General features: G+C 62.5%; 19 protein-coding genes and 1 tRNA gene. 11 read left to right on the forward strand and 9 right to left on the reverse strand.

Going from position 1 to position 20,747, the window contains the following annotated elements:
- Nucleotides 1–7: 7 nt before the first annotated feature.
- From ACTNFJ_RS03030 to ACTNFJ_RS03040, 3 genes are all read right to left on the reverse strand, one after another.
- The gene (locus tag ACTNFJ_RS03030; RefSeq protein ID WP_435906589.1) at nt 8–1,519 is read right to left on the reverse strand and encodes a fumarylacetoacetate hydrolase family protein; all 1,512 of its coding nucleotides are present in this window, start codon (nt 1,517–1,519) and stop codon (nt 8–10) included.
- Between the two features lie 93 nt (nt 1,520–1,612).
- Nucleotides 1,613–2,485, reverse strand: coding sequence for an HpcH/HpaI aldolase family protein (locus ACTNFJ_RS03035; RefSeq protein ID WP_435906588.1), 873 nt, complete (start codon nt 2,483–2,485; stop codon nt 1,613–1,615).
- Nucleotides 2,470–3,255: a fumarylacetoacetate hydrolase family protein gene (locus ACTNFJ_RS03040; protein ID WP_435906587.1), complete on the reverse strand. Its 786-nt coding sequence runs from the start codon at nt 3,253–3,255 to the stop codon at nt 2,470–2,472. Before ACTNFJ_RS03040 ends, ACTNFJ_RS03035 begins: the two co-directional genes overlap by 16 nt.
- A gap of 178 nt (nt 3,256–3,433) precedes the next feature.
- Here ACTNFJ_RS03040 and ACTNFJ_RS03045 point away from each other — a divergent pair, with 178 nt between their 5' ends.
- Nucleotides 3,434–5,872, forward strand: a complete 2,439-nt coding sequence (locus tag ACTNFJ_RS03045) for a DEAD/DEAH box helicase (protein WP_435906586.1) — start codon at nt 3,434–3,436, stop codon at nt 5,870–5,872.
- A 172-nt stretch (nt 5,873–6,044) separates the two neighbouring features.
- Nucleotides 6,045–7,418, forward strand: coding sequence for an MFS transporter (locus ACTNFJ_RS03050; RefSeq protein ID WP_435906585.1), 1,374 nt, complete (start codon nt 6,045–6,047; stop codon nt 7,416–7,418).
- 168 nt (nt 7,419–7,586) lie between these two features.
- Here ACTNFJ_RS03050 and ACTNFJ_RS03055 read toward each other — a convergent pair whose 3' ends face one another.
- Together ACTNFJ_RS03055 and ACTNFJ_RS03060 are read right to left on the reverse strand one after the other, a co-directional pair.
- The gene (locus ACTNFJ_RS03055; protein WP_435906584.1) at nt 7,587–9,494 is read right to left on the reverse strand and encodes a thiamine pyrophosphate-binding protein; all 1,908 of its coding nucleotides are present in this window, start codon (nt 9,492–9,494) and stop codon (nt 7,587–7,589) included.
- Nucleotides 9,495–9,719: 225 nt separating this feature from the next.
- On the reverse strand, nt 9,720–10,439 hold the full coding sequence (locus ACTNFJ_RS03060; RefSeq protein ID WP_435906583.1) for an IclR family transcriptional regulator: 720 nt from the start codon (nt 10,437–10,439) through the stop codon (nt 9,720–9,722).
- 160 nt (nt 10,440–10,599) lie between these two features.
- On the opposite strand from ACTNFJ_RS03060, the gene ACTNFJ_RS03065 reads away from it, so the two are divergent.
- Entirely contained in the window at nt 10,600–11,103 is a 504-nt protein-coding gene (locus ACTNFJ_RS03065) for a MarR family winged helix-turn-helix transcriptional regulator (RefSeq protein WP_435906582.1), read from the forward strand.
- On the opposite strand, the gene ACTNFJ_RS03070 is transcribed toward ACTNFJ_RS03065, so the two are convergent.
- The 4 genes from ACTNFJ_RS03070 to ACTNFJ_RS03085 all read right to left on the reverse strand — a co-directional run bounded on the left by ACTNFJ_RS03070 (nt 11,100) and on the right by ACTNFJ_RS03085 (nt 13,789).
- Nucleotides 11,100–11,906, reverse strand: coding sequence for an inositol monophosphatase family protein (locus ACTNFJ_RS03070; protein ID WP_435906581.1), 807 nt, complete (start codon nt 11,904–11,906; stop codon nt 11,100–11,102). The genes ACTNFJ_RS03065 and ACTNFJ_RS03070 overlap by 4 nt on opposite strands.
- Nucleotides 11,907–11,963: 57 nt before the next feature.
- Nucleotides 11,964–12,039: transfer RNA gene (locus tag ACTNFJ_RS03075), tRNA-Lys, on the reverse strand.
- Nucleotides 12,040–12,112: 73 nt separating this feature from the next.
- Nucleotides 12,113–13,390 carry a Na+/H+ antiporter NhaA gene (gene nhaA / locus ACTNFJ_RS03080; protein WP_435906580.1) on the reverse strand — a complete coding sequence of 426 codons (1,278 nt, stop codon included), beginning with the start codon at nt 13,388–13,390 and terminating at the stop codon, nt 12,113–12,115.
- 135 nt (nt 13,391–13,525) lie between these two features.
- Nucleotides 13,526–13,789, reverse strand: a complete 264-nt coding sequence (locus tag ACTNFJ_RS03085) for a hypothetical protein (RefSeq protein WP_435906579.1) — start codon at nt 13,787–13,789, stop codon at nt 13,526–13,528.
- Between the two features lie 115 nt (nt 13,790–13,904).
- On the opposite strand from ACTNFJ_RS03085, the gene ACTNFJ_RS03090 reads away from it, so the two are divergent.
- The 8 genes from ACTNFJ_RS03090 (at nt 13,905) to ACTNFJ_RS03125 (ending at nt 20,675) form a co-directional block, all read left to right on the forward strand.
- Nucleotides 13,905–14,141, forward strand: coding sequence for a hypothetical protein (locus ACTNFJ_RS03090; protein WP_435906578.1), 237 nt, complete (start codon nt 13,905–13,907; stop codon nt 14,139–14,141).
- A 95-nt stretch (nt 14,142–14,236) separates the two neighbouring features.
- Complete coding sequence (gene ilvD, locus ACTNFJ_RS03095) at nt 14,237–15,931, forward strand: dihydroxy-acid dehydratase (RefSeq protein WP_435906577.1); 1,695 nt, start codon at nt 14,237–14,239, stop codon at nt 15,929–15,931.
- Between the two features lie 101 nt (nt 15,932–16,032).
- Entirely contained in the window at nt 16,033–17,841 is a 1,809-nt protein-coding gene (locus tag ACTNFJ_RS03100; RefSeq protein ID WP_435906576.1) for an acetolactate synthase large subunit, read from the forward strand.
- Between the two features lie 2 nt (nt 17,842–17,843).
- Nucleotides 17,844–18,353, forward strand: coding sequence for an acetolactate synthase small subunit (ilvN, locus tag ACTNFJ_RS03105; protein WP_435906575.1), 510 nt, complete (start codon nt 17,844–17,846; stop codon nt 18,351–18,353).
- 71 nt (nt 18,354–18,424) lie between these two features.
- Nucleotides 18,425–19,450 carry a ketol-acid reductoisomerase gene (ilvC, locus tag ACTNFJ_RS03110; RefSeq protein ID WP_435906574.1) on the forward strand — a complete coding sequence of 342 codons (1,026 nt, stop codon included), beginning with the start codon at nt 18,425–18,427 and terminating at the stop codon, nt 19,448–19,450.
- Nucleotides 19,451–19,491: 41 nt separating this feature from the next.
- Nucleotides 19,492–19,614 (forward strand): hypothetical protein, encoded by a 123-nt coding sequence (locus tag ACTNFJ_RS03115; protein ID WP_435906573.1) that lies wholly within the window; start codon nt 19,492–19,494, stop codon nt 19,612–19,614.
- Between the two features lie 231 nt (nt 19,615–19,845).
- On the forward strand, nt 19,846–20,355 hold the full coding sequence (locus ACTNFJ_RS03120; protein WP_435906572.1) for a hypothetical protein: 510 nt from the start codon (nt 19,846–19,848) through the stop codon (nt 20,353–20,355).
- Complete coding sequence (locus ACTNFJ_RS03125) at nt 20,355–20,675, forward strand: hypothetical protein (protein ID WP_435906571.1); 321 nt, start codon at nt 20,355–20,357, stop codon at nt 20,673–20,675. Before ACTNFJ_RS03120 ends, ACTNFJ_RS03125 begins: the two co-directional genes overlap by 1 nt.
- Nucleotides 20,676–20,747: the final 72 nt, after the last annotated feature.

Below are 20,747 nucleotides of genomic sequence, written 5' to 3' on the forward strand. Positions count from 1 at the left end.
GCGATTCCTAGGCCTGCGCCGTCTGAGTTTTGCCCGCGGCCTCAAAGCGGGCACGCCACTCAGCGTTCATCGGAAAGAGTCCGTCGACCGCAGCACCGCCAGCGACCTGCTCGGCCACCCACGCGTCCTCGACTTCCTGTGCGGCAGCCTCGCGGGCCACTTCCTCCAGAAGAAACGGAGGGATCACCAGTACGCCGTCGCGGTCACCGTAGATGATGTCGCCGGGCTGCACCGCAGCTCCGCCGCACGCAATGGTGACGTCTGTCTCCCACGGCACGTGACGACGACCGAGCACGCTGGGGTGAGCGCCCTGTGAGAACACCGGAATATCGAACTCCTGCACAGCGGCGAAATCGCGCACGCCGCCGTCGGTCACGATGCCGGCCGCGCCGCGCACCTGGGCGCGCAGAGCGAGCACGTCGCCCACGGTGCCGGTGCTTGGGATTCCCCGGGCCTCGACGACAAGCACCTCGCCCGGGTTGACCGTATCAAAGGCGCGCTTCTGTGCGTTGAATCCGCCCGCGTGCGCCTTGAAAAGGTCAGGGCGGAACGGGATGAACCGCAGGGTTTTCGCGGTGCCAAGTATGCGGTCGCCCTCGTGATTGGGGTAGACGCCGTCGATGAAGATGTCGACATAGCCGCGCTTGCGGAGTGCAGCGGAGACCGTCGCGACTGCGACACCGTCGAGTAGCTCGCGGATCTCATCGGTCAGCGGGCCAGCGACAGCGCTCTCTTCTGCGTCCTTCTCTAAGCTGCTGGCGCGGCCGGCAGCGACGGCAGCCGCGTGCTCCTCTTTACTGCCCCATGCCTCGATGCGCTGGAGATTGTCCACCTTCGGTTTGTTGCCGAAATCGCCGAATGCGGTGGTTCCTTGCGTGACGGTGGTGACGAGGCGGCCCGAGCTGGGCGCGCCGGGAGCATTCGGCGCGTCGACCTCAACCTCGACCACGTCGCCCGGCAGTACGACTGAGCTGCCCGCGGGGGTACCGGTCAGGATCACGTCGCCGGGCTCGAGGGTCATGTGCTGAGAGAGATCCGCCACCAATTGTCCGAACGGAAACTTGAGGGTGTCGCTCGTGTCATCCTGCACGAGCTGGCCGTTCACCCAGGTGCGCACGCGGAAGTCGCCCTGGCTGAGACCCTCCGTCGAAATCGCTGTCGGGCCGATCGGGGTGAACCCGTCGCCGCCCTTGTTACGCACGTTCGACCCCTTGTCTGCCGCGCGAAGGTCGTAGAGGCCGAAATCGTTGGCCGCCGTGACTTGGGCGACGTGCGACCATCCCTCTTCAGGGGTGACCCACCGGGCGGGTGTGCCAATTACCAGGGCAATCTCGCCTTCGAACGCGAGCAACTCGGTGCCAGCGGGGCGTTCGATGATACCGCCGGTCGCTGCAAGCGAGGAGCTCGGCTTAAAAAAGTACGAGGGGAACGCCGCCTCGCGGCCGCGCTGCTGCATCCGTGAAGGGTAGCTCAGGTGCACGGCGATGATCTTGCCGGGGGTCTCGATTCCGTAGGTCATGTGACTGCCTCGTCTCTTTGTATCTCAAATGATATACGATCTGGTGAAAAATGTGAAGGGTGGTTCGTCCGGCTGGTTCCGCGACCGGGGGCTTTAGTACGACGCGCGGGGGGTGGATCCCGCGCCATCCGGCGCAGAGCCAGCGGCGGCCGAACCCGGAGTCGCGGAGGCCCCGGTCGCCGAGCCAGCAGGAACGAAGCGATCCACTAATGCCTCGGTTTGGCGCGCGAGCATCGCGACGTCCGCACCCACTGCGACGAACGCGGCACCGGCTTCGATGTAGCGCTCGGCGTCAGTCGCGACGAAGGCATTCACCCCGACTGGTTTTCCCGCAGCCTTGCCCGCCTCGATCGAGCGCAGCACGCCTGCCACCACATCGGGATGCGACTGCTGCCCGAGCAGCCCCATTGACGCTGCGAGGTCTGACGGCCCGACGAAGATCGCATCGACCCCGTCGACGGCGACAATTCGTTCGACATTGGAAAGCCCAGTCGTTGATTCAATCTGCACAGTGAGGCTGATCGTCTCGTTCGCGCGCCCGAGATACCCCTCGACGCGATTCCAGCGAGCAGATCGCGCGAGCGCCGAACCGACCCCACGCACGCCCGCGGTCGGGTATCTGACGGCTCGCACGATTTCCGCGGCTTGTTCGGCGGTGTCAACCATCGGGATCAACAGGTTCTGTGCGCCGAGGTCGAGGAACTGCTTGATGAGCACCGTGTCACCGGACGGTGGCCTGACGAGCGGCGCGACCGGGTAGGCACTCATTGCATAGAGCTGGGCGAGCGTCGACTCGAGCCCATTGGGGGAGTGTTCGGCGTCAAGCAGCACCCAGTCGGTGCCGCTGCCGGCAACGATCTCTGCGGCGACAGCACTCCCCGAGCACACCCATAGCCCGATCAGGGGGCGCTCGCTCGCGACCAGACGCTGCGCGAGCGTGGGCGGAAGCTCTAGGCGAATCGGCATGTTACCGATCCCAGCGTGCCGTAGTCAGCGTGGACGGTGTCACCCTTGTACACCCACATGGGGCGGGTAAAGGAACCAGCGAGAATGATCTCGCCCGCTTCAAGCGTCTGGCCGTGCTGGGAAAGCTTGTTTGCGAGCCAGGCAACGCCCATCGCGGGGTTGCCGAGCACGGCGCCCGCAACTCCCGACTCTTCAATCGTTTCGTTACGGTACAGCATCGCAGAGGCCCAAGGAAGGTCGATGTCGTCGACCTTCATCGGCCGACCACCGATGACCATGGCGCCCATTGCGGCGTTGTCGCTGATCGTGTCGACGATCGTGCGGCCCTCAAGTTCAAGGTGCGAGTTCAGTATTTCGAGCGCGGGCACCACGTAGGCGGTCGCATCGAGCACGTCGAAGAGGGTGGCGTTTGGGCCAGCAAGCGGCTTGGCAAGCACGAACGCGAGCTCTACTTCAATGCGTACGTTCGAAAAGCGATCGAATTCGATCACTGATCCCGATTCGTAAACCATGTCATCGTGGATCACGCCGTAGTCTGGCTCGGTAATCCCGGTGGCGACCTGCATGACCTTTGAGGTCAGACCAATCTTGTGTCCGACCAGGCGCGCCCCTGCCTCGATCCGGCGATCCGACCAGATCTTCTGAATTGCGTAAGAATCCTCGACCTCCATGCCGTCGTATCGGGCAGTCAGTCGCGGCAGAATGGTGCGGTCGAGATCGGCCTGCACCAACTCGGCGGCAATGGCTTCACGTTGCGTCTGATCAAGCATGGGGCCTCCACTTCGTCGGGTGTGTTGTCGATCGTATACGATCTGTGGCTTGCTCGCGAGAATCGGAGCTAGGCCCCGGCGACCATTGCGCCCGTCACTCAGGCCGCTCCCGCGCGTCGAAACCGCCCGGTTCTATCGTTCACAGCGCAATTTGTCTAGGTCGCGGTAGGATGAAGTGATGAATACTCCCGATAACAATATGCAAGACAGCGATCGGGAGCCACGAACTTCCGAAGAAATCCAGACTTCTGAGGCTGCAGTAGCAGCCTCTGATGAAGTTTTGACTGAAGCTTCACCCGAGCAAGCCGAGGTATCTGAGGCGCCCGTCGCGGCGACCGAAGAGCCCGCCGCGGTCGCTCTCACAGAAGCGGCCCCTGAAGTTCCCGATGCACCCGCACACGCAGAGGATGCCTCTGTGGCTCCTGCGGTTTTGGTCACCGAGGCTCCCATATCTTCCGAATCCAACGAGACCCCTGCGAGTGCGCCTGCGTCCGCAAGCGAGAGCACCTCAGTCGCTGATGCGCCTGCAGAGACCGTCAAAGACAAAAAGGCCGATAAAGCCGAAAAGGCTGAGTCCTCAGAGAAGCCTCGCCCGGGGTTTGACACGCTTGGCCTCGATGCCCGGGTGCTCAGGGCGGTGAAGGGTCTCGGCTACGAGACCCCGTCCGCGATCCAGGAAGCTACGATTCCCGTGCTTCTGACCGGCCGTGACGTGGTCGGGTTGGCGCAGACCGGTACCGGTAAGACCGCTGCGTTTGCTTTGCCCATTCTCTCGCGCATTGAGCCCGGGCAGGGAAAGCCGCAGGCCTTGGTGCTGGCGCCGACTCGCGAACTCGCGCTGCAGGTGTGTGAAGCTTTTGAGAGCTACGCCGCTCACCTCCCCGAAGTGCACTTGCTGCCTATTTACGGCGGCCAGGCGTACGGCCAGCAGCTCAGTGCTCTGCGCCGTGGCGTCGACATCGTGGTGGGTACTCCCGGTCGAATCATGGATCACCTCAACAAGGGATCCCTTGATCTGACCGAGATCAAGTACCTGGTTCTCGACGAAGCCGATGAGATGCTCAAGATGGGCTTCGCGGAAGACGTGGAGACGATCCTTGCAGATACGCCTAAGGAGAAGCAGGTTGCTCTGTTCTCGGCAACTATGCCGGCACAGATCCGTCGCATCTCGCAGCAGTACCTGAACGACCCTCAAGAGGTCAAGATTGCCGGGAAAACGCAGACGAGTGCGACGATCGCGCAGCGCTACATCGTGGTCTCGTACATGCAGAAGCTTGACGCGCTCACCCGAGTACTCGAGGTTGAAGACTTTGACGGCATGATCGTCTTCACGCGTACGCGTGGCGACAGCGAGCAGGTCGCTGAGAAGCTTCGTGCGCGTGGCTACTCCGCACTTGCGATCAACGGTGATGTTCCGCAGAACATTCGTGAGCGCACCGTTGAGCAGTTGAAGTCGGGCAAGCTCGATATTCTGGTCGCCACCGATGTGGCCGCGCGAGGTCTTGACGTCGAACGGATCAGCCACGTCGTGAACTACGACCTGCCGATTGATACCGAGTCGTACGTGCACCGCATTGGTCGCACCGGCCGCGCCGGCCGTAAGGGCGATGCGATCAGCTTCGTCACGCCGCGCGAACGTCGCATGTTGACGGCAATCGAGAAGGCGACGAAGCAGCCCTTGACTCCGATGGCGCTTCCGAGCGTTGACGAAGTGAATGCGACGCGTTTGTCTCGATTTGACGATGCGATCACGATGGCGCTGACGGAGACCTCTCGTCTCGATGCCTTCCGCGACATCATTGCGCACTACGTTGAGCACCACGACGTCCCCGAAACAGACGTGGCTGCGGCCCTTGCGATCGTTGCGCAGGGCGAGACTCCGTTGCTCCTGACCAACGAAGACGACCGGAAATTTCAGCGCGACCGCGTACAGGCCGCGAAGTTCCTTGAGGATGATCGTGACTCCCGCGGGGGCCGCGACCGGACTCAGCGCGAAGACCGTGGACCTCGCGAGCGTCGAGACGACCTGCAGATGTACCGCATCGAGGTGGGCCGTCGTCAGAAGATCCAGCCCGGTCAGATTATTGGCGCGATCGCGAACGAGGGTGGACTTACCCGAGACGATTTCGGGCGTATCCAGGTGCGTGATGACTTCTCCCTCGTAGAACTCCCGAAGAATCTGTCGAAGGATCAGCTCTCGCGTCTGGCACAAACACGCATCAGCGGCAAGCTCATTGAGCTCACCGCAGACCGCGGCGGTCATCGCAGCGGTGGCGGTGGTGGTTACGATCGCGGCGGAAGCGGTGGACGGGAAAGCCGTGGCGGCTATGACCGGAACGATCGTGGCGGGGATCGAGGCGGCTACAACCGCGATAACCGTGGCGGCTACAACGACCGCAGCGATCGTGGCAGTAGCGGTGGTGGCTACAACCGCGACGAGCGTCCTCGCTCCAACGACCGTGACACTCGCGGTGGTGGTTACAACCGAGATGATCGTGCGCAGCGCGACAATCGCGCCGGTGGCGGCCGTAACGACCGACCGAGTCGTGATGGCGGGTATGGCGATCGCAACAGCCGCGATACTCGAAACGACGGCCCTCGTAAGCCACGCTGGTAGCGCAATCGAAAAAGCGGGCAGTACGCGAGAGCGTACTGCCCGCTTTTTTGTCAATATGACATTTGGGTGTCGACCGGCTACAGTGAGTGAGTTCCATATATTGCGATGCGTGTTCGCTATGTGAATATAGATATATTTTTAATCCATTTAGACAAGGGAGTCTGACAGCCTCATGTCACAGACAGTAACGAAGGCCGCCAACCCACGCGAATTGCGTCGGGTGGCGGCCGCGACAGTGATCGGCACCACGATCGAGTGGTACGACTTCTTCCTCTATGCGAGTGCCGCAGGGCTCGTTTTTGGAAAGCTCTTCTTTGAACCCGCCGGACCGCAGGCGGCGACCATCATTGCGTTCGCCACGGTTGGCGTCAGCTTCCTCTTCCGCCCGCTCGGAGCGTTTCTTGCTGGACACTTCGGTGATCGCATCGGCCGCAAGTCCATGCTGGTCATCACGCTGATCCTGATGGGAGTGGCAACTACCCTTATCGGCTTCCTCCCGACGTACGATCAGGTGGGTATCCTCGCGCCGATCCTCCTCATGGCGCTGCGTATTCTGCAGGGCTTGTCGACAGGCGGCGAGTGGGGTGGCGCGGTCCTCATGGCCGTTGAACACGCACCGGCCGATCAGCGCGGACGCATGGGCGCATTCCCACAGATCGGCGTGCCGATTGGCCTCCTCCTCGCCTCGGGCGTGCTCGCGCTCATGACGGGCGTCATCTCTCCCGGTGAGCAATTCCTCGAGTGGGGTTGGCGCGTGCCGTTTATTTTGAGCTTCGTGCTTATTGTGGTTGGTATCGTCGTGCGCCGCGCGGTCGAGGAAAGCCCGGTCTTCACTGAGATTTCGGAACGCAAAGAGCAGACCAAGATCCCCATCGTGGAGCTCTTCCGCAAGCACTGGTTGCTCGTCGTGCTCGCTGCTCTGACCTTCGCCGGTAACAACGCCGCTGGCTACATGACCACCGGTGGCTATATTCAGAACTACGCCACCATGCCGCTCGCAGACGGCGGGCTTGTGGGGATGGAACGTACCCCGGTGCTCCTCGCCGTCGCCGGGGCCTCGGTTGTGTGGCTCATTATGACCTTCGCTGCGGGCACGATTTCCGATCGCATCGGACGCAAGAAGACCTATATCTTCGGCTGGATCGCCTTCCTCGCCGTCATATTCGTCTTGTTCCCGCTCGTGAACACCGGCAACGTATGGCTCATGTTCCTCGGGCTGTCGCTCTTTGCCATCGGTAACGGGTTCACCTACGGACAGCAGGCGGCGTACTTCGCCGAGCTGTTTCCCGCCTCCATCCGCTACACCGGCGTCTCAATCACTTATGCCATCGGCGCGATTCTCGGTGGTGCGTTCGCGCCCATGATCGCCGCGTGGCTCGTTGCTTCCACGGGCTCTGCGACGGCAGTGGCCTTTTACATTGCAGCCGTGATGGTGATCGCGTTCGTGGCAACCCTCGTGCTGCGCGACCGCACCGGCATCCCGCTCGGCGCTGAGAACCAGGAGGCCCAGGAGAACGGTCACTTCATCTGGGAGAAAGCCGCCTAGCTGAGGCTCGAGTTTCTCGGGTTCTACGAGTTCCAACAGCTTGCACCCGGCGAGGGGTCAAAATCTGCGCTTCAGCTCCGGCGAAGCCAGCAGATTTTGACCCCTCGTCTTGGTGTGGTGGGCGGCAGCTTTCCTCGGCCACGAGCGGTTATCGTTCCCGCAGGAGTGTTACTCCACCCCGTTCACCTTCAGAATCTCGTACTGGTACGGCGCCACGACTGACCGCGAGATGCGGCAGTCGAGGAGGATCGTGCCGGTGCCGCCCGCGTCACGCCATGACTCGAGTGCCGCGAGATCGGAGAGGCGATCCACCCGCACCCCTGTGGCGCCCAGAGCGCTCGCGAGGCCCGCAAAATTCACATCGGGAATGAGCATCGGCGCCTGGTCGAGACCCATGCGGCCGTAGAGGTGCACCTCTGCACCGTAGGCCCCGTCATTCCACACCACAATGATGCAGCGTTGGGTGGTGCGGATCGCGGTCTCGAGATCGGCGAGCGACATCAGGCCGCCACCGTCGCCGGTTGTCAGCACCACCGTGCTCTCGGGGGCTGCAGCGGCCACACCCGCTACGGTTGAGAGGCCGAGCCCGATGGTCTGGTACGCGGTGCCGACCATGATCATGCGCTCAGGCGAGGTGACCGGCCAGTACATGTTTGCCCAGCCTATGAAGTGGCCTCCATCGCTCGTGACGTAACGATCTTCTGGCAGCAGCTTTGCGAGCCTTGTTGCGACCATGCGGGGATCGAGCCTGCCATCCGCAAGCAGTCCCTCAGCATCACCTCCACCAGTGTCGAGCGAGCGGAGCTCACCGCCAGCCTCAAGCCCCGCGGTGCGCTCTCTCCACCCGCTCGGTGCGTTGAGTGCACCCTCGAGCTCCGTGCTGAGCAAATCGAGAATCACGTTGGCATCGCCGTTGAGGAGGAGATGCGTGATCGGGTGTGCGGTTCGTGGGGAAGCGACTTGGTCGAGATCAACCCGGACCACGGTGGCACCCTGACCGAACAGTTCGCCGAACCTCATCGTGAACTGATTGAGACTCGCGCCGACGACGAGCACAACGTCGGCCTCGGCGATCCTCGCCATAGCAGCGTCCTGGCCGAAGCCGCCTGTCAGGCCGAGATCGAACTCCGGCCTCGGGAAGATGCCACGCGCAAGGGCGGTGCTCGCGGTCAACGCGCCGAGCTGATCGGCAATAGTTCCAAGCCGAGATCCAGCGCCCGCGAGCCACGCCCCATGCCCGGCAAGGATGAGCGGGCGGTCAGCGCCAGCGAGCGCGCGCACTGCGGCTGCCACATCATCAGGATGTGGCGATGTTGCGGAGTGCAGGGTGGCGGCCGCATGTGTTTCGACCCTCGCTGTTTCAGGAGGTGCGGCGAGCGTCGCGGAGATGAGGGAAGCGATCACCGAAGGATCTTCCAGATCGATAGCTTCGTCGGGAGAAACGGTCGCGTGTGCTGTATCTGACGAACCGGGTGAGGCGGGAACCGACCTTGACGCTGATCCAGACGCGAGGGATGTGGCTGGTTCGGTGACGCTCGCTACGGGTGCCGTGACCAAGTCGTAGGGGATGCCAAGGATCACGGGCCGGCGACCTCGGAGTGCGGCGGCAGCAGCGCGATCCACCATCTCGCCCGGATCGTCGAGACTCAGCAGGTAGGAGCGCACCCCCAGGGCGGCCCCCATCATTTCCTGATCGACATCCCAGGCTCGGGGACCGCTCGTCGGTGCATCGCCCACAACCAGCAGCAGCGGAGTGCGGGCTTGGGCAGCCTCAGCGAGGGCTGTCAGCGCGTTGGTGAAACCTGCGCCGTAGGTAGTCGTGGCGATGGCAAGCTTGCCAGAGACGCGAGTGTACGCATCAGCTGACGCGACGGTCGCTGCTTCATGCCGCACTTCGGTGAGCGGGATGCCGCAGACGGCGAGTGCGTCAATCAGGTGTGCGTTACCGTTGCCCATGAGCCCGAAGGCGTGATCGGTGTGGCGGGCGAGCGCGGCTGCGACGGCCTGCGCGAGAGTAGGCCGTGTGGCCTGAGTCGCGGAGGCGGCCTCTGCGTGCATTGCGAGAGAAGAAGACATGACGGTTCCTTGGAGAGACGGTGATACGGAGTCCGTGTATGTCTCGCCGAGAACGGCAGCAGCGCCCCTTTTTCGAGCACCTTTCCCGGCCGAGCACCGCGAGTGCGGGCCGGGCTGGACCTTCCGAGTCTATCGGCTCGTCGCTCATCCCACCAGCCAAATGTCCCGGTCCCGCTGCGTGAGTTCTGGGGGGTCGTGAGCTATCGGGAATCGCGACGGTAAGAGCTAGCGCGGATCGCGGGAGATACGGTCGGCGGCCGCTCGCAAATGAGCGATCAGCGCCTCGAGCTCGCGATGCACGCCGATCTGCACGATCGCGAGGGCCGCGGGCGGCTCGCCCTCGACGCGTAAGGGCACGGCGAGACCGGTCAGCCCGGGAATCACCTCATTCTCGCTGAGTGCGTACCCGCGCGCCTGAGTCTCTCGAGCCGCCTCGGTGAGAGGAGCACCCCGAAAAGCTGCGCGGTGTTCGCGGGGCGTGAGTGAGGCTTCTATCGCGTGACCAGTCGCGCCATTCAGTGCGGAGTGTCGAGCACCCGGCCGCTGCGTCACCGAGGCGTGACTGTGCGCCGGCTCAACGCTAATCAGCGTAATCACCTGATCATCGTCGAGCACCGCCACGAAAGCCGTCACGCCAAATAGGTTGGCAATCTCGGTGATCTCAGGCAAGGCCGTCTCATTGAGTCGCGGCGCGGCCCCACGTGCCAGCGTCACAAGACGCGGGCCGAGTCGGATCTGACCGGCTTCATCGCGTACCACCAGACGGTGATCTTCGAGTGTACGTAGAATGCGGTAGGCGCTTGAACGGTGCACTTCGAGCGCCTCTGCAAGTTCGGCAATGCTCATCGAGGCACCAGCCTCGGCAAGTACCTCAAGCGCGCGAAGCCCGCGATCGAGGGTCTGCGATCCCGCGGTGGGTGCCGCAGATGCGAGTGTAGATGTCATCCCTCTATTCTGGCGGAGGAGGGCAGGCGTGCGGGGCCGCCGTGCCGGGATCTTGCCGTTGGCTCGACTGTGAAGCAACGCCGATCAGGAATCCGGTCACGTGTCGGATAACCTAGGAGACCTGAACGAGCGTCAGTGTACAGAGAGCAAGGTGTTGAACGTGGCACAGGCAGTCGGCAACGTAGCGCAGTCTGAGACCCAGTGGCTCGACCCAGTCGAGCGTGAAATGTGGATGAGTCTCGTCGGCCTCACGATCTTGCTACCGGGTGCGGTTGAAGCGCAGCTCAAGCGCGACGCCGGCATTTCCTTCTTTGAATATCACGTGCTCGCGATGCTCTCAGAAGCGGAGAATCGCACGCGTTTAATGAGCGACCTTGCCCACTGGGCGAATTCATCGTTGTCACGCCTCTCTCACGTGGTGACCCGACTCGAAAAGCAGGGTTGGGTGCGCCGGGAGGCATGCCCAACCGATGGTCGCGCTACGAATGCGGTGCTGACCGACGAGGGTTTTCGCCACCTTGCTGCGCACGCACCTGCTCACGTGACTGAGGTACGGCGACTTGTTTTCGACCAGCTTTCCGAGAGCGATGTAGCCTCGATTGCTGCGGGCCTCGGCCGCATTCTCGAGGGCATTGATCCCGATCGGCGGCGAGCCGCAAACTAAGCTGTTCGGGCGGTCTCGATCGCGTGTACCGTGGCGGCGTGCAATAACCCGTTCGTGGCGAGTGAGCTGCCATTCCACACGCTGCTCGATCCACCAATATCGGTAAAAGTACCACCGGCTTCACGCACAATGGGTGCGAGAGCGGCCAAATCGTAGGGCTTTACGTCGAACTCGGCGACGATGTCGACGAGCCCCTCGGCAAGCGCCATGTAGGCCCACATATCGCCGTAGGCACGGTCTCGCCAAACGGTGCGGCTCAGTGTGATCAGCGGATCCAGATAGCCCGCCTCGTCCCACTGCCGGATGCTCTGGAAGCTCAGCGAGGCGTCAGCCAGGGATTCTACGCCTGAGACCCGCAGGCGGCGCGGATCGGCGCCCGCCTGGTGCCCCCAGGCTCCGGCACCAACTTCTGCCCACCACCGTGCACCGAACGCCGGGGCGCTCACGACACCCACTGTCACCTCGCCGTCGACCTCGAGCGCGATCAGCGTGCCCCAATTGGGCACGCCGCGGAGAAAGTTAGAGGTTCCGTCGATCGGGTCGATAATCCAGCGCCGCTCGCCACGGTCGGCTCGACCCGACTCCTCGCCCAGGAAGCCATCGCCCGGCCGCTCAGTCTCAATTCGAACGCGGATTGCGCGTTCGACCGCAGTGTCTGCGTCGGTGACGAACGTGCGATCGGGCTTGGTGTCGATGCGCAGATCGTTGGAGTGGAATCGGGGGAGCGAGATGCCGTCTGCCAGATCGGCGAGAGCCAGTGCGAATGCGAGGTCCGCGGACGGGGCCGGGGGCTGCTCAGTCATGTTTTGCTCCTGCCCTACTTACGGCGAAACCCCCACCGCGATGGTGGGGGTTTCGGGTGGTGCGCCCCCCGGGACTTGAACCCGGAACCCGCTGATTAAGAGTCAGCTGCTCTGCCAATTGAGCTAGAGGCGCCTGCCGCCGCGTGGGCAACAGAAATACACTAGCACGTGGCTCGAAGGAACAAAAATCCGCGTGATTCCGCCACTCAATTGGGGTGCGTTGCGCGAGCCTTTGGCTTTCGGATGAGGAGCGATGCCGCCACCGCGGCCGCCATCAGAGACGCCACCATGACCGCCAGCCGTGCGGTGTCTCCGTCTGCTGGGTCAGTGAAACTGAGATCCGCAATCAGGAGTGACACGGTGAAGCCGATGCCGCCGAGCGCCGCAACCCCGATCACTTCACGCCAACTGGCCTCACCGCCGAGCTCAGCACGGGTGAAGCGCAGGATCGCCCACGTAGTTGCCGTGATTCCTACGGTCTTGCCGACGACGAGACCAGCAATGATTCCGAACACAATCGGATCAAACGGAAAACGGTTCTCGCCACCGACGGCGACACCAGCGGCAAAGAATGCGAAGACCGGTACTGCGAACCCGCTGGAGAGCGGCCCGAAGCGGTAACCGAACACGTGTGCGAGGTCGAGGGTTGAGCCAGCGCTCTCCGAATCGAGAGCGGGGACCTGCTTCCCGTTCTTCCGGGGTTTGGCGACGACCGGAACTGTGAAGGCCAGCAAGACGCCAGCGATTGTTGCGTGCACCCCTGACTCGTGAACGAGCGCCCAAACGATGCCACCCAGAGGAAGGAGAATCGCCCAGGCCGCCCAGCGATGAGCAGCAAACCACACCGCGAAGCGGCGCGCTAGGAATGCATACAGGGCGAGAGGGATAAGCGAGAGTGCGAGGAAGCTGAACTGCACCCCGCTCGTGTAGAAGAGCGCGATGATCGAGATCGCAATGAGATCGTCGACGACCGCCAGGGTGAGGAGAAAAATGCGGAGCGCGGTGGGAATGCGGGGCGCGATCAGACCGAGGATCGCAACAGCGAACGCAATGTCAGTGGCTGCCGGAATCGCCCACCCTTGCGCGGCATCTGTGCCAAAGGTGAACGCGAGGTAGAGCAAGGCGGGGAGCACCACCCCGCCAACTGCGGCTGCGACGGGCACGATCGCGCTGGTGAATTTGCTCAGAGCGCCGGTGACGAACTCGCGTTTGAGTTCAAGACCGACCATAAAGAAGAAAACCGCGAGCAACCCATCCGCGGCCCAGGTGCCCAACGTGAGATTGAGATTCAGCGCCTCTGGCCCGATTCGAAAATCGCGCAGATCCATGTACGCGTTCGACAGTGGGCTATTCGCCGCGATGAATCCAAGAAGCGCGGCGGCCATGACCGCGATGCCGCTGGCAAATTCGTTGCGCAGAATGCGTGTGACGCGAGCGCCTTCGCGTCGGCTCACTTGCGCGAGTGAGAGTCCGGGAGTGGGCATTGAGAAAAAACCTCCGGGGTCGACAAATACGAAACGCCGACCAGGCTTCCCGGCTCACCACCGTCAAGCCTACCGTCCGCCTCAGATGTTTCCCGCCGCAATAGAGTCCGTCTTGCGGAATGCAAGCCGCTGGTACTAGGCGGAGGTTCGGCGCTTGCGTCGCGACTTGGCTGCCTCTTTCTCCTCGCGGGCTGAGAGGTGCAGCGATTTCGCATACTCCTCGTCCTCCTGCTGTTTTGCGGCGCTGGCGATTGCGAGTGCTAGGCCTGCCGCCCAGACGCCCCAGACGAGGAAACGTCTCCAATCCTTCGGCATCTGCTGAGCTTGCTTAGCCGCGCCCACAGCGCCGAAGGCGGATCCCAGTACGCCCGCATTGGTCAGGTACTTGCCGATAGACATGAAGCCTCCTTCGCGTTCGGCACCAGACTAGCGGGTGGGCCCGCAGCCAGTGCTAGCCCATCGTCTAGTGCGCTAGGCTAACTTTCAGTATTAACCCGCATAGAGGAGGACCACTGTGGCGAAGAACGAAGCGCTGTTCGAGGAGAGCTCGCAGGGTGCAGTCAGCGCGGTCACCGCGTTCGTGTTCGTCGTGTCCATAGTGCTGGCCTTTGGCGGCATCTATCTGTCGAGCTTCGCGTTCGACTCGGGGATCTCCGAGATGGCAGGGATCTGGTTGTTCGGCGGCGGGCTCATCGCCAGCATCGTCGGTTTCATGCTTCCCTTTACGCTGCTTGGAGCTACGGGCAAGTAGCATTCTTCGGTTTTCGACTGAGCAGCTGCCGAGTGCCCGAGTGGCCCCGCGTGGGTATGTGCTCGGCTCCTCCGCACGCCGCTAGACTGGGAGCCATGTCTGAGATCGATATGAAGCCGCGCAGCCGCGACGTCACCGACGGAATTGAGAAGGCCGCAGCTCGGGGCATGCTCCGAGCCGTGGGAATGGGTGATGAAGACTGGGCGAAGCCGCAGATCGGTATCGCCAGCTCCTGGAATGAGATCACCCCCTGCAATCTGAGCCTTGATCGTCTCGCTCAGGGAGCCAAAGAGGGTGTGCACTCGGGGGGCGGCTACCCACTCGAGTTCGGCACTATTTCCGTCTCGGACGGAATCTCGATGGGTCATGAGGGAATGCATTTCTCCCTTGTTTCACGCGAGGTCATCGCGGATTCGGTCGAGACTGTGATGATGGCCGAGCGTCTCGACGGCACCGTGTTGCTCGCGGGTTGCGACAAGTCTCTTCCGGGCATGCTCATGGCCGCAGCGCGACTCGATCTGGCGGCAGTCTTTCTCTACGCCGGGTCGATCGCTCCGGGCTGGGTAAAGCTGAGCGATGGCACCGAGAAGGAAGTCACCATCATTGACGCCTTCGAAGCGGTGGGTGCGTGCAAGGCCGGCACCATGAGCGAGGAAGATCTCAAGCGTATCGAGTGCGCAATCGCGCCGGGCGAGGGCGCGTGCGGCGGCATGTATACAGCCAACACCATGGCTTCAATTGCTGAGGCGCTCGGCATGAGCTTGCCGGGTTCTGCTGCGCCTCCCAGCGCCGATCGTCGTCGCGATTACTACGCGCACCGGTCAGGTGAGGCGGTCGTGAACATGCTGCGGTTGGGAATCACCGCGCGCGACGTTCTTACCAAGAAGGCCTTCGAGAACGCAATTACGTTACTCATGGCGCTCGGCGGCTCGACGAACGCGGTGCTGCATCTACTCGCCATCGCCCGTGAGGCTGAGGTTGACCTCGAACTCGCAGACTTCAACCGCATTGGTGCGAAGGTTCCGCACCTCGCAGACATGAAGCCGTTCGGTAAGTATGTAATGGCAGATGTGGATCGGCACGGCGGGATCCCCGTTGTCCTCAAGGCGCTGCTCGACGCCGGGCTGCTCCACGGCGATGTGATGACCGTTACCGGCAAGACCATGGCCGAGAACCTGGAGGCACTGAACCCCGATCCACTCGACGGCGACGTGATCCACCATCTTGATGACCCGATTCACGCGACCGGAGGGCTCACCATTCTGCACGGCACCTTGGCGCCCGAGGGCGCCGTCGTGAAGACTGCGGGCTTTGATGCTGAGGTGTTCGAAGGCCCGGCGCGCGTGTACGAACGCGAGCGCGGGGCGATGGATGCGTTGACCGAGGGCAAGATCGGCAAGGGCGACATCGTGGTCATTCGCTACGAGGGTCCGAAGGGCGGCCCGGGCATGCGCGAGATGCTTGCGATCACCGGCGCCATCAAGGGGGCAGGCCTCGGCAAAGATGTATTACTATTGACCGATGGGCGATTCTCAGGCGGCACAACCGGCCTGTGTATTGGCCACATAGCACCTGAGGCTTCGGACGGTGGTCCGGTAGCACTGGTGCGCGACGGTGACCTGATTCGGGTTGATATCGCCGCACAGACGCTCGATCTCTTGGTAGACCCCGCCGAGCTCGAAGCCCGCAGAGCAGCCTGGGCACCACTTCCCCCGCGTTACACGCGAGGCGTGCTGGCAAAGTACGCGAAGCTCGTCCACTCGGCTTCAGAGGGTGCGATCACCGGTTAATTCGGTCGCGGCGTCACCCCTCCAGGGAGGCAGCACCTCGCGGATCACGCCTGCTGCTGCGCGCATGCCACATCACAGTCACTGCCAACAGAAAGTGTGAAATGAACTCGGATACGAGTGCCATACCCACCCAAACGCGCGTCGAATCCGGCGCGAAGGGCGAGCGAATGAGCGGTGCTGCCGCTGTGGTTCGCAGTCTTGAAATGCTGGGCATTCGCGACGTCTTTGGGCTGCCGGGCGGCGCGATTCTGCCGGTATACGATCCGCTGATGGACGCGAAAGACTTGCGACACATCCTGGTTCGTCATGAGCAGGGCGCGGGTCACGCGGCTGAGGGTTACGCCTCGGCATCTGGCAAGGTCGGTGTGTGTATTGCCACCTCCGGTCCAGGGGCGACCAACCTCGTCACCGCGATTGCAGATGCGTACATGGATTCGGTGCCGCTGTTGGCGATCACCGGTCAGGTCTTTTCGACCCTCATGGGAACTGACGCGTTCCAGGAGGCAGACATCGTCGGCATCACCATGCCGATCACGAAACACTCGTTCCTCGTGCGCAAGGCCGAAGACATCCCAGGCGCATTGGCGGCTGCCTATCAGGTCGCCACGACTGGCAGGCCTGGCCCTGTGCTCGTCGACATCACGAAAGATGCGCAGCAGGCTGAGCTCGACTTTCTGTGGGACCCACGGGTTGACCTGCCCGGGTACCGGCCCATCACCAAGGCCAACAGCAAGCAGATTCAGGCTGCCGCCGAACTCATCTCCACCGCGAAGCGCCCCGTTTTCTATGTGGGCGGCGGCGTGATCCGCGCGCGGGCATCCGAAGAGCTCTTGCAACTTGCCGAGCTGGTGGGGGCTCCGGTGGTCACAACGCTTATGGCGCGTGGTGCCTTCCCCGATTCGCACCCGCAGCACCTCGGCATGCCAGGCATGCACGGCACTGTTCCGGCGGTTCTTGCTCTCCAGGAGTCCGACCTCTTGATCACGCTCGGCGCGCGTTTCGATGACCGTGTCACCGGCAAGGCCGAGCTATTCGCGCCCGACGCCAAGGTTATTCATGCCGATATCGACCCGGCAGAGATCGGCAAGATCCGCGCAGCAGATGTTCCGATCGTCGGCGACGCCGCGGAGGTAATTTCTGACCTCATCGCAGCGATCTCATCAGCGAAGCGCGACCGCGAGTTCACAGATCTCAGCACCTGGTGGGCAAGGTTGAACGACTTGCTGGCGGAATACCCACTCGGCTTCCAGCCTCCGTCGGACGGCTTGCTGTCACCGCAACACGTGATCCAACGCATCGGCGAGCTCACTGGACCGGAGGGCATTTACGCCGCAGGAGTCGGCCAACACCAGATGTGGGCCGCCCAGTTCATTAAGTACGAACGCCCGAATTCGTGGCTCAACTCAGGCGGCGCGGGCACCATGGGGTATTCGGTTCCCGCTGCGATGGGTGCCAAGGTAGCGGAGCCCGAGCGTGTGGTGTGGGCGATCGACGGCGACGGATGCTTCCAGATGACTAATCAGGAGCTCGCAACCTGCGTGATCAATGACATTCCGATCAAGGTCGCGGTTATCAACAACTCCTCGCTCGGTATGGTGAGGCAGTGGCAGACGCTTTTCTATGACAAGCGGTACTCGAACACGGAGCTGAACACCGGCCACGGCAGTAGCCGAGTGCCCGACTTCGTGAAGCTCGGTGAAGCGTACGGATGTCTCGCGATCCGCGTCGAACGCGAAGATCAGGTTGATGACGCCATCAAGCTCGCGCTTGAGACCAACGATCGACCCGTTGTCATTGATTTTGTCGTCAGTTCCGACTCCATGGTTTGGCCCATGGTGCCCCAAGGGCTGTCGAATAGTGAAGTACAGTACGCGCTGGAGCACCGGCCGTCATTCGAGGATGAGGAGTAGCCATGAGCCGCCACGTTCTGAGTCTCCTCGTAGAGGACAAGCCCGGTCTGTTGACCCGCGTTGCAGGTCTCTTCGCCCGGCGCGGATTCAACATCTCATCCCTCGCCGTGGGTCCCACTGAACTCCAGGGGCTCTCGCGAATCACTGTCGTGATCGACGAGGCCGATCTGCCGATCGAGCAGGTTACCAAACAGCTCAACAAGCTCGTCAACGTGATTAAGATAGTCGAGCTCGAAGAATCTCAGTCGGTGCAGCGCGAGCACATGCTGATCAAAGTTCGTGTGGACAACCAGACGCGATCCCACGTACTTGAAGCTGTGAACCTATTCCGCGCCCGCGTCGTCGACGTCGTCACCGATGCCCTCGTGATCGAAGTGACCGGCGACACCGGCAAAATTCAGGCGTTCCTGCGCGTGCTTGAGCCGTACGGCATCAAGGAGATCGCACAGTCTGGCCTCATTGCGGTGGGACGTGGCTCAAAGTCCATCACTGAGCGCGTCTACAAGAACTAACATTCACCTGGAATCGGCCCGACGGGCCGCGATCCACCGACGAACCAACAACAATCAAAAGGAGGCCACTCGTGGCTGAGATGTATTACGACGGCGACGCCGATCTGTCGATCATTCAGGGCAAGAAGGTGGCCGTCGTTGGCTACGGCTCGCAGGGCCACGCCCACGCGATGAACCTGCGCGACTCGGGCGTTCAGGTCGTTATTGCGTTGAAGGAAGGCTCGAAGTCGATCCAGAAGGCCACCGAGGCCGGCTTCGACGTCAAGAACGTTGCAGATGCAGCTGAGTGGGCCGACCTGATCATGATCCTCGCGCCGGATCAGTACCAGCGCACCATCTACTCGGAGTCGATCAAGCAGCACCTCACGCCGGGGAAGACCCTCGCGTTTGCGCACGGATTCAATATTCGCTTCGGCTACATCGAAGCGCCCGAGGGCGTCGATGTGATCCTCGTTGCACCGAAGGCACCGGGGCACACCGTGCGCCGCGAGTTCGTCGCTGGCCGTGGCATCCCCGACATCATCGCTGTCGAGCAGGACGCATCGGGCAGCGCGTGGGATACTGCGAAGTCGTACGCTAAGGCGATCGGCGGTACTCGTGCCGGTGTCATCAAGACGACCTTCACTGAAGAGACCGAAACCGACCTCTTCGGCGAGCAGGCAGTGCTCTGCGGTGGCGTTTCTCAGCTCGTGCAGTACGGTTTCGAGACCCTCACCGAGGCTGGCTACCAGCCTGAGATCGCGTACTTTGAGGTGCTGCACGAGCTCAAGCTCATCGTCGACCTCATGTGGGAGGGCGGCATCGCCAAGCAGCGTTGGTCGGTCTCCGACACCGCCGAGTATGGCGACTACGTGTCGGGCCCTCGCGTGGTAGACCCTCGCGTCAAGGAGAACATGCAGGGTGTGCTCGCCGACATTCAGTCGGGTGCGTTCGCAAAGCGTTTCATCGACGATCAGGACAACGGAGGCAAGGAGTTCCTCGAACTTCGCGCCAAGGCCGAGAAGCACCCCATCGAGGTGACCGGCCGCGAGCTGCGCGGTCTCTTCGCTTGGAAGCAGGAAGACGAGGATTACGTCGACGGCAGCGCTGCGCGCTGACGACGACGTAATCCAAAGGGCTGCACCGTTTTCTGCGGATCGTGAGCGATCCGCAGGCGTCGACGGCAGCGCTGCGCGCTGACGACGACGTAATCCAAAGGGCTGCACCGTTTTCTGCGGATCGTGAGCGATCCGCAGGCGTCGACGGCAGCGCTGCGCGCTGACGATCCCTTACCGAAACGCCCCGGGCTTGCCCCGGGGCGTTTCGTCGTTCTTTCGCCCGGAAAGTTACGGAATTTCGGACTAGATTGGCCTCATCCGTCCGAGAGCGTGCGGAAATCCGAGGCTGCGAGTGTGCGGGGGAACGGCACGGGCGGGGAGTCATCTGCAGGGGAGCCGCGGGCAAGGATTCTCCGGCGAGGGAGCCCTCAGGTGCGGATCGGTAGGCTTGGAGTATGCGAAAAAAGGCGGACCGCGAGCCCCGCGAGAGCAGCCTGGCGAGCGGGTGGACGGTCGAAGCCGACCCCTCGGCAGCTTCCCAGACGGAACGAAACGCCCCCCAGGTTGTTTCGGGTGGCGGTTTGGAAGATCCACTGAGTGACGGAGTCGGAGGGGCAGGAGAGCTCACCGATGAGGGGTTGGCGTCGCGGCAGCAGTTGTCGAACGGTGCGCTCGTGCTCCTTGGCGTGGTAGGCGGGCTCTACCTTCTCTACAGTTGGGTGTGGTTCAGTTGGGCCAACTACTATTCCCAGATCAACTCAGCAGTGGCTGAGGGGAGTGGCGCGATCGGTGCGGTGCTGCAGCAGGTTGTGTTCTGGGCAGCTCCGCTAGCACCGGCGTTGTGGTTTGTCGCGACCTACCTCTTGAATCGGGGTTCTGGTACCTGGAGGCTCGCGTTATGGCTCCTCCTCGGGGCGCTTGTTCTCTTGCCCTTGCCCGCGCTCGTGACGGTGGGAGGTGCCTAATGGCGGGTCGGTTAACTACCTGGATACTCGGCGCGCTGGTAACGGTGCTCTATCTCTACCTCGTCGTTGCGGGCGTGGGCAACCTGCTCGGTCTGACTGAGATGTCGGCTTTGCTTGGCCTGTCACTCACTGGTACCGGATGGTTTTGGGTCGTTTTCGGCATCGCTTTGCCGGTAGTGGGGTATGCCGCCGCTCTGCTCATAGCTCGCGGCAAGTCAGCTGCGCTGCGTGTGCTCGTTCTGGCAACTGGGCTTGCGGTCGTGGCTGCGGTCCAACTGGAAGTGCTGCACCTGGTGCCGCAATCCAGCTTCTTTGCTTAGTTCGAGCGGGCGTGCTCACTCGGGGGTGCGGGCCGGTAGAATGGAAAAGTGTCTCGATCCGCGAGTTCACGT

Origin of the sequence: Leucobacter shiyiweii (genome assembly GCF_052446065.1) — a bacterium.
In the GTDB taxonomy this organism is placed as follows: Bacteria; Actinomycetota; Actinomycetes; order Actinomycetales; family Microbacteriaceae; genus Leucobacter.

Coding starts and splice junctions, on each gene's coding strand:
- ACTNFJ_RS03030 (WP_435906589.1), bottom strand. CDS start 1,519: ATGACCTACGGAATCGAGACCCCCGGCAAGATCATCGCCGTGCACCTG.
- ACTNFJ_RS03035 (WP_435906588.1), bottom strand. CDS start 2,485: ATGCCGATTCGCCTAGAGCTTCCGCCCACGCTCGCGCAGCGTCTGGTC.
- ACTNFJ_RS03040 (WP_435906587.1), bottom strand. CDS start 3,255: ATGCTTGATCAGACGCAACGTGAAGCCATTGCCGCCGAGTTGGTGCAG.
- ACTNFJ_RS03045 (WP_435906586.1), top strand. CDS start 3,434: ATGAATACTCCCGATAACAATATGCAAGACAGCGATCGGGAGCCACGA.
- ACTNFJ_RS03050 (WP_435906585.1), top strand. CDS start 6,045: ATGTCACAGACAGTAACGAAGGCCGCCAACCCACGCGAATTGCGTCGG.
- ACTNFJ_RS03055 (WP_435906584.1), bottom strand. CDS start 9,494: ATGTCTTCTTCTCTCGCAATGCACGCAGAGGCCGCCTCCGCGACTCAG.
- ACTNFJ_RS03060 (WP_435906583.1), bottom strand. CDS start 10,439: ATGACATCTACACTCGCATCTGCGGCACCCACCGCGGGATCGCAGACC.
- ACTNFJ_RS03070 (WP_435906581.1), bottom strand. CDS start 11,906: ATGACTGAGCAGCCCCCGGCCCCGTCCGCGGACCTCGCATTCGCACTG.
- nhaA (WP_435906580.1), bottom strand. CDS start 13,390: ATGCCCACTCCCGGACTCTCACTCGCGCAAGTGAGCCGACGCGAAGGC.
- ACTNFJ_RS03085 (WP_435906579.1), bottom strand. CDS start 13,789: ATGTCTATCGGCAAGTACCTGACCAATGCGGGCGTACTGGGATCCGCC.
- ilvD (WP_435906577.1), top strand. CDS start 14,237: ATGTCTGAGATCGATATGAAGCCGCGCAGCCGCGACGTCACCGACGGA.
- ACTNFJ_RS03100 (WP_435906576.1), top strand. CDS start 16,033: ATGAACTCGGATACGAGTGCCATACCCACCCAAACGCGCGTCGAATCC.
- ilvN (WP_435906575.1), top strand. CDS start 17,844: ATGAGCCGCCACGTTCTGAGTCTCCTCGTAGAGGACAAGCCCGGTCTG.
- ACTNFJ_RS03120 (WP_435906572.1), top strand. CDS start 19,846: ATGCGAAAAAAGGCGGACCGCGAGCCCCGCGAGAGCAGCCTGGCGAGC.
- ACTNFJ_RS03125 (WP_435906571.1), top strand. CDS start 20,355: ATGGCGGGTCGGTTAACTACCTGGATACTCGGCGCGCTGGTAACGGTG.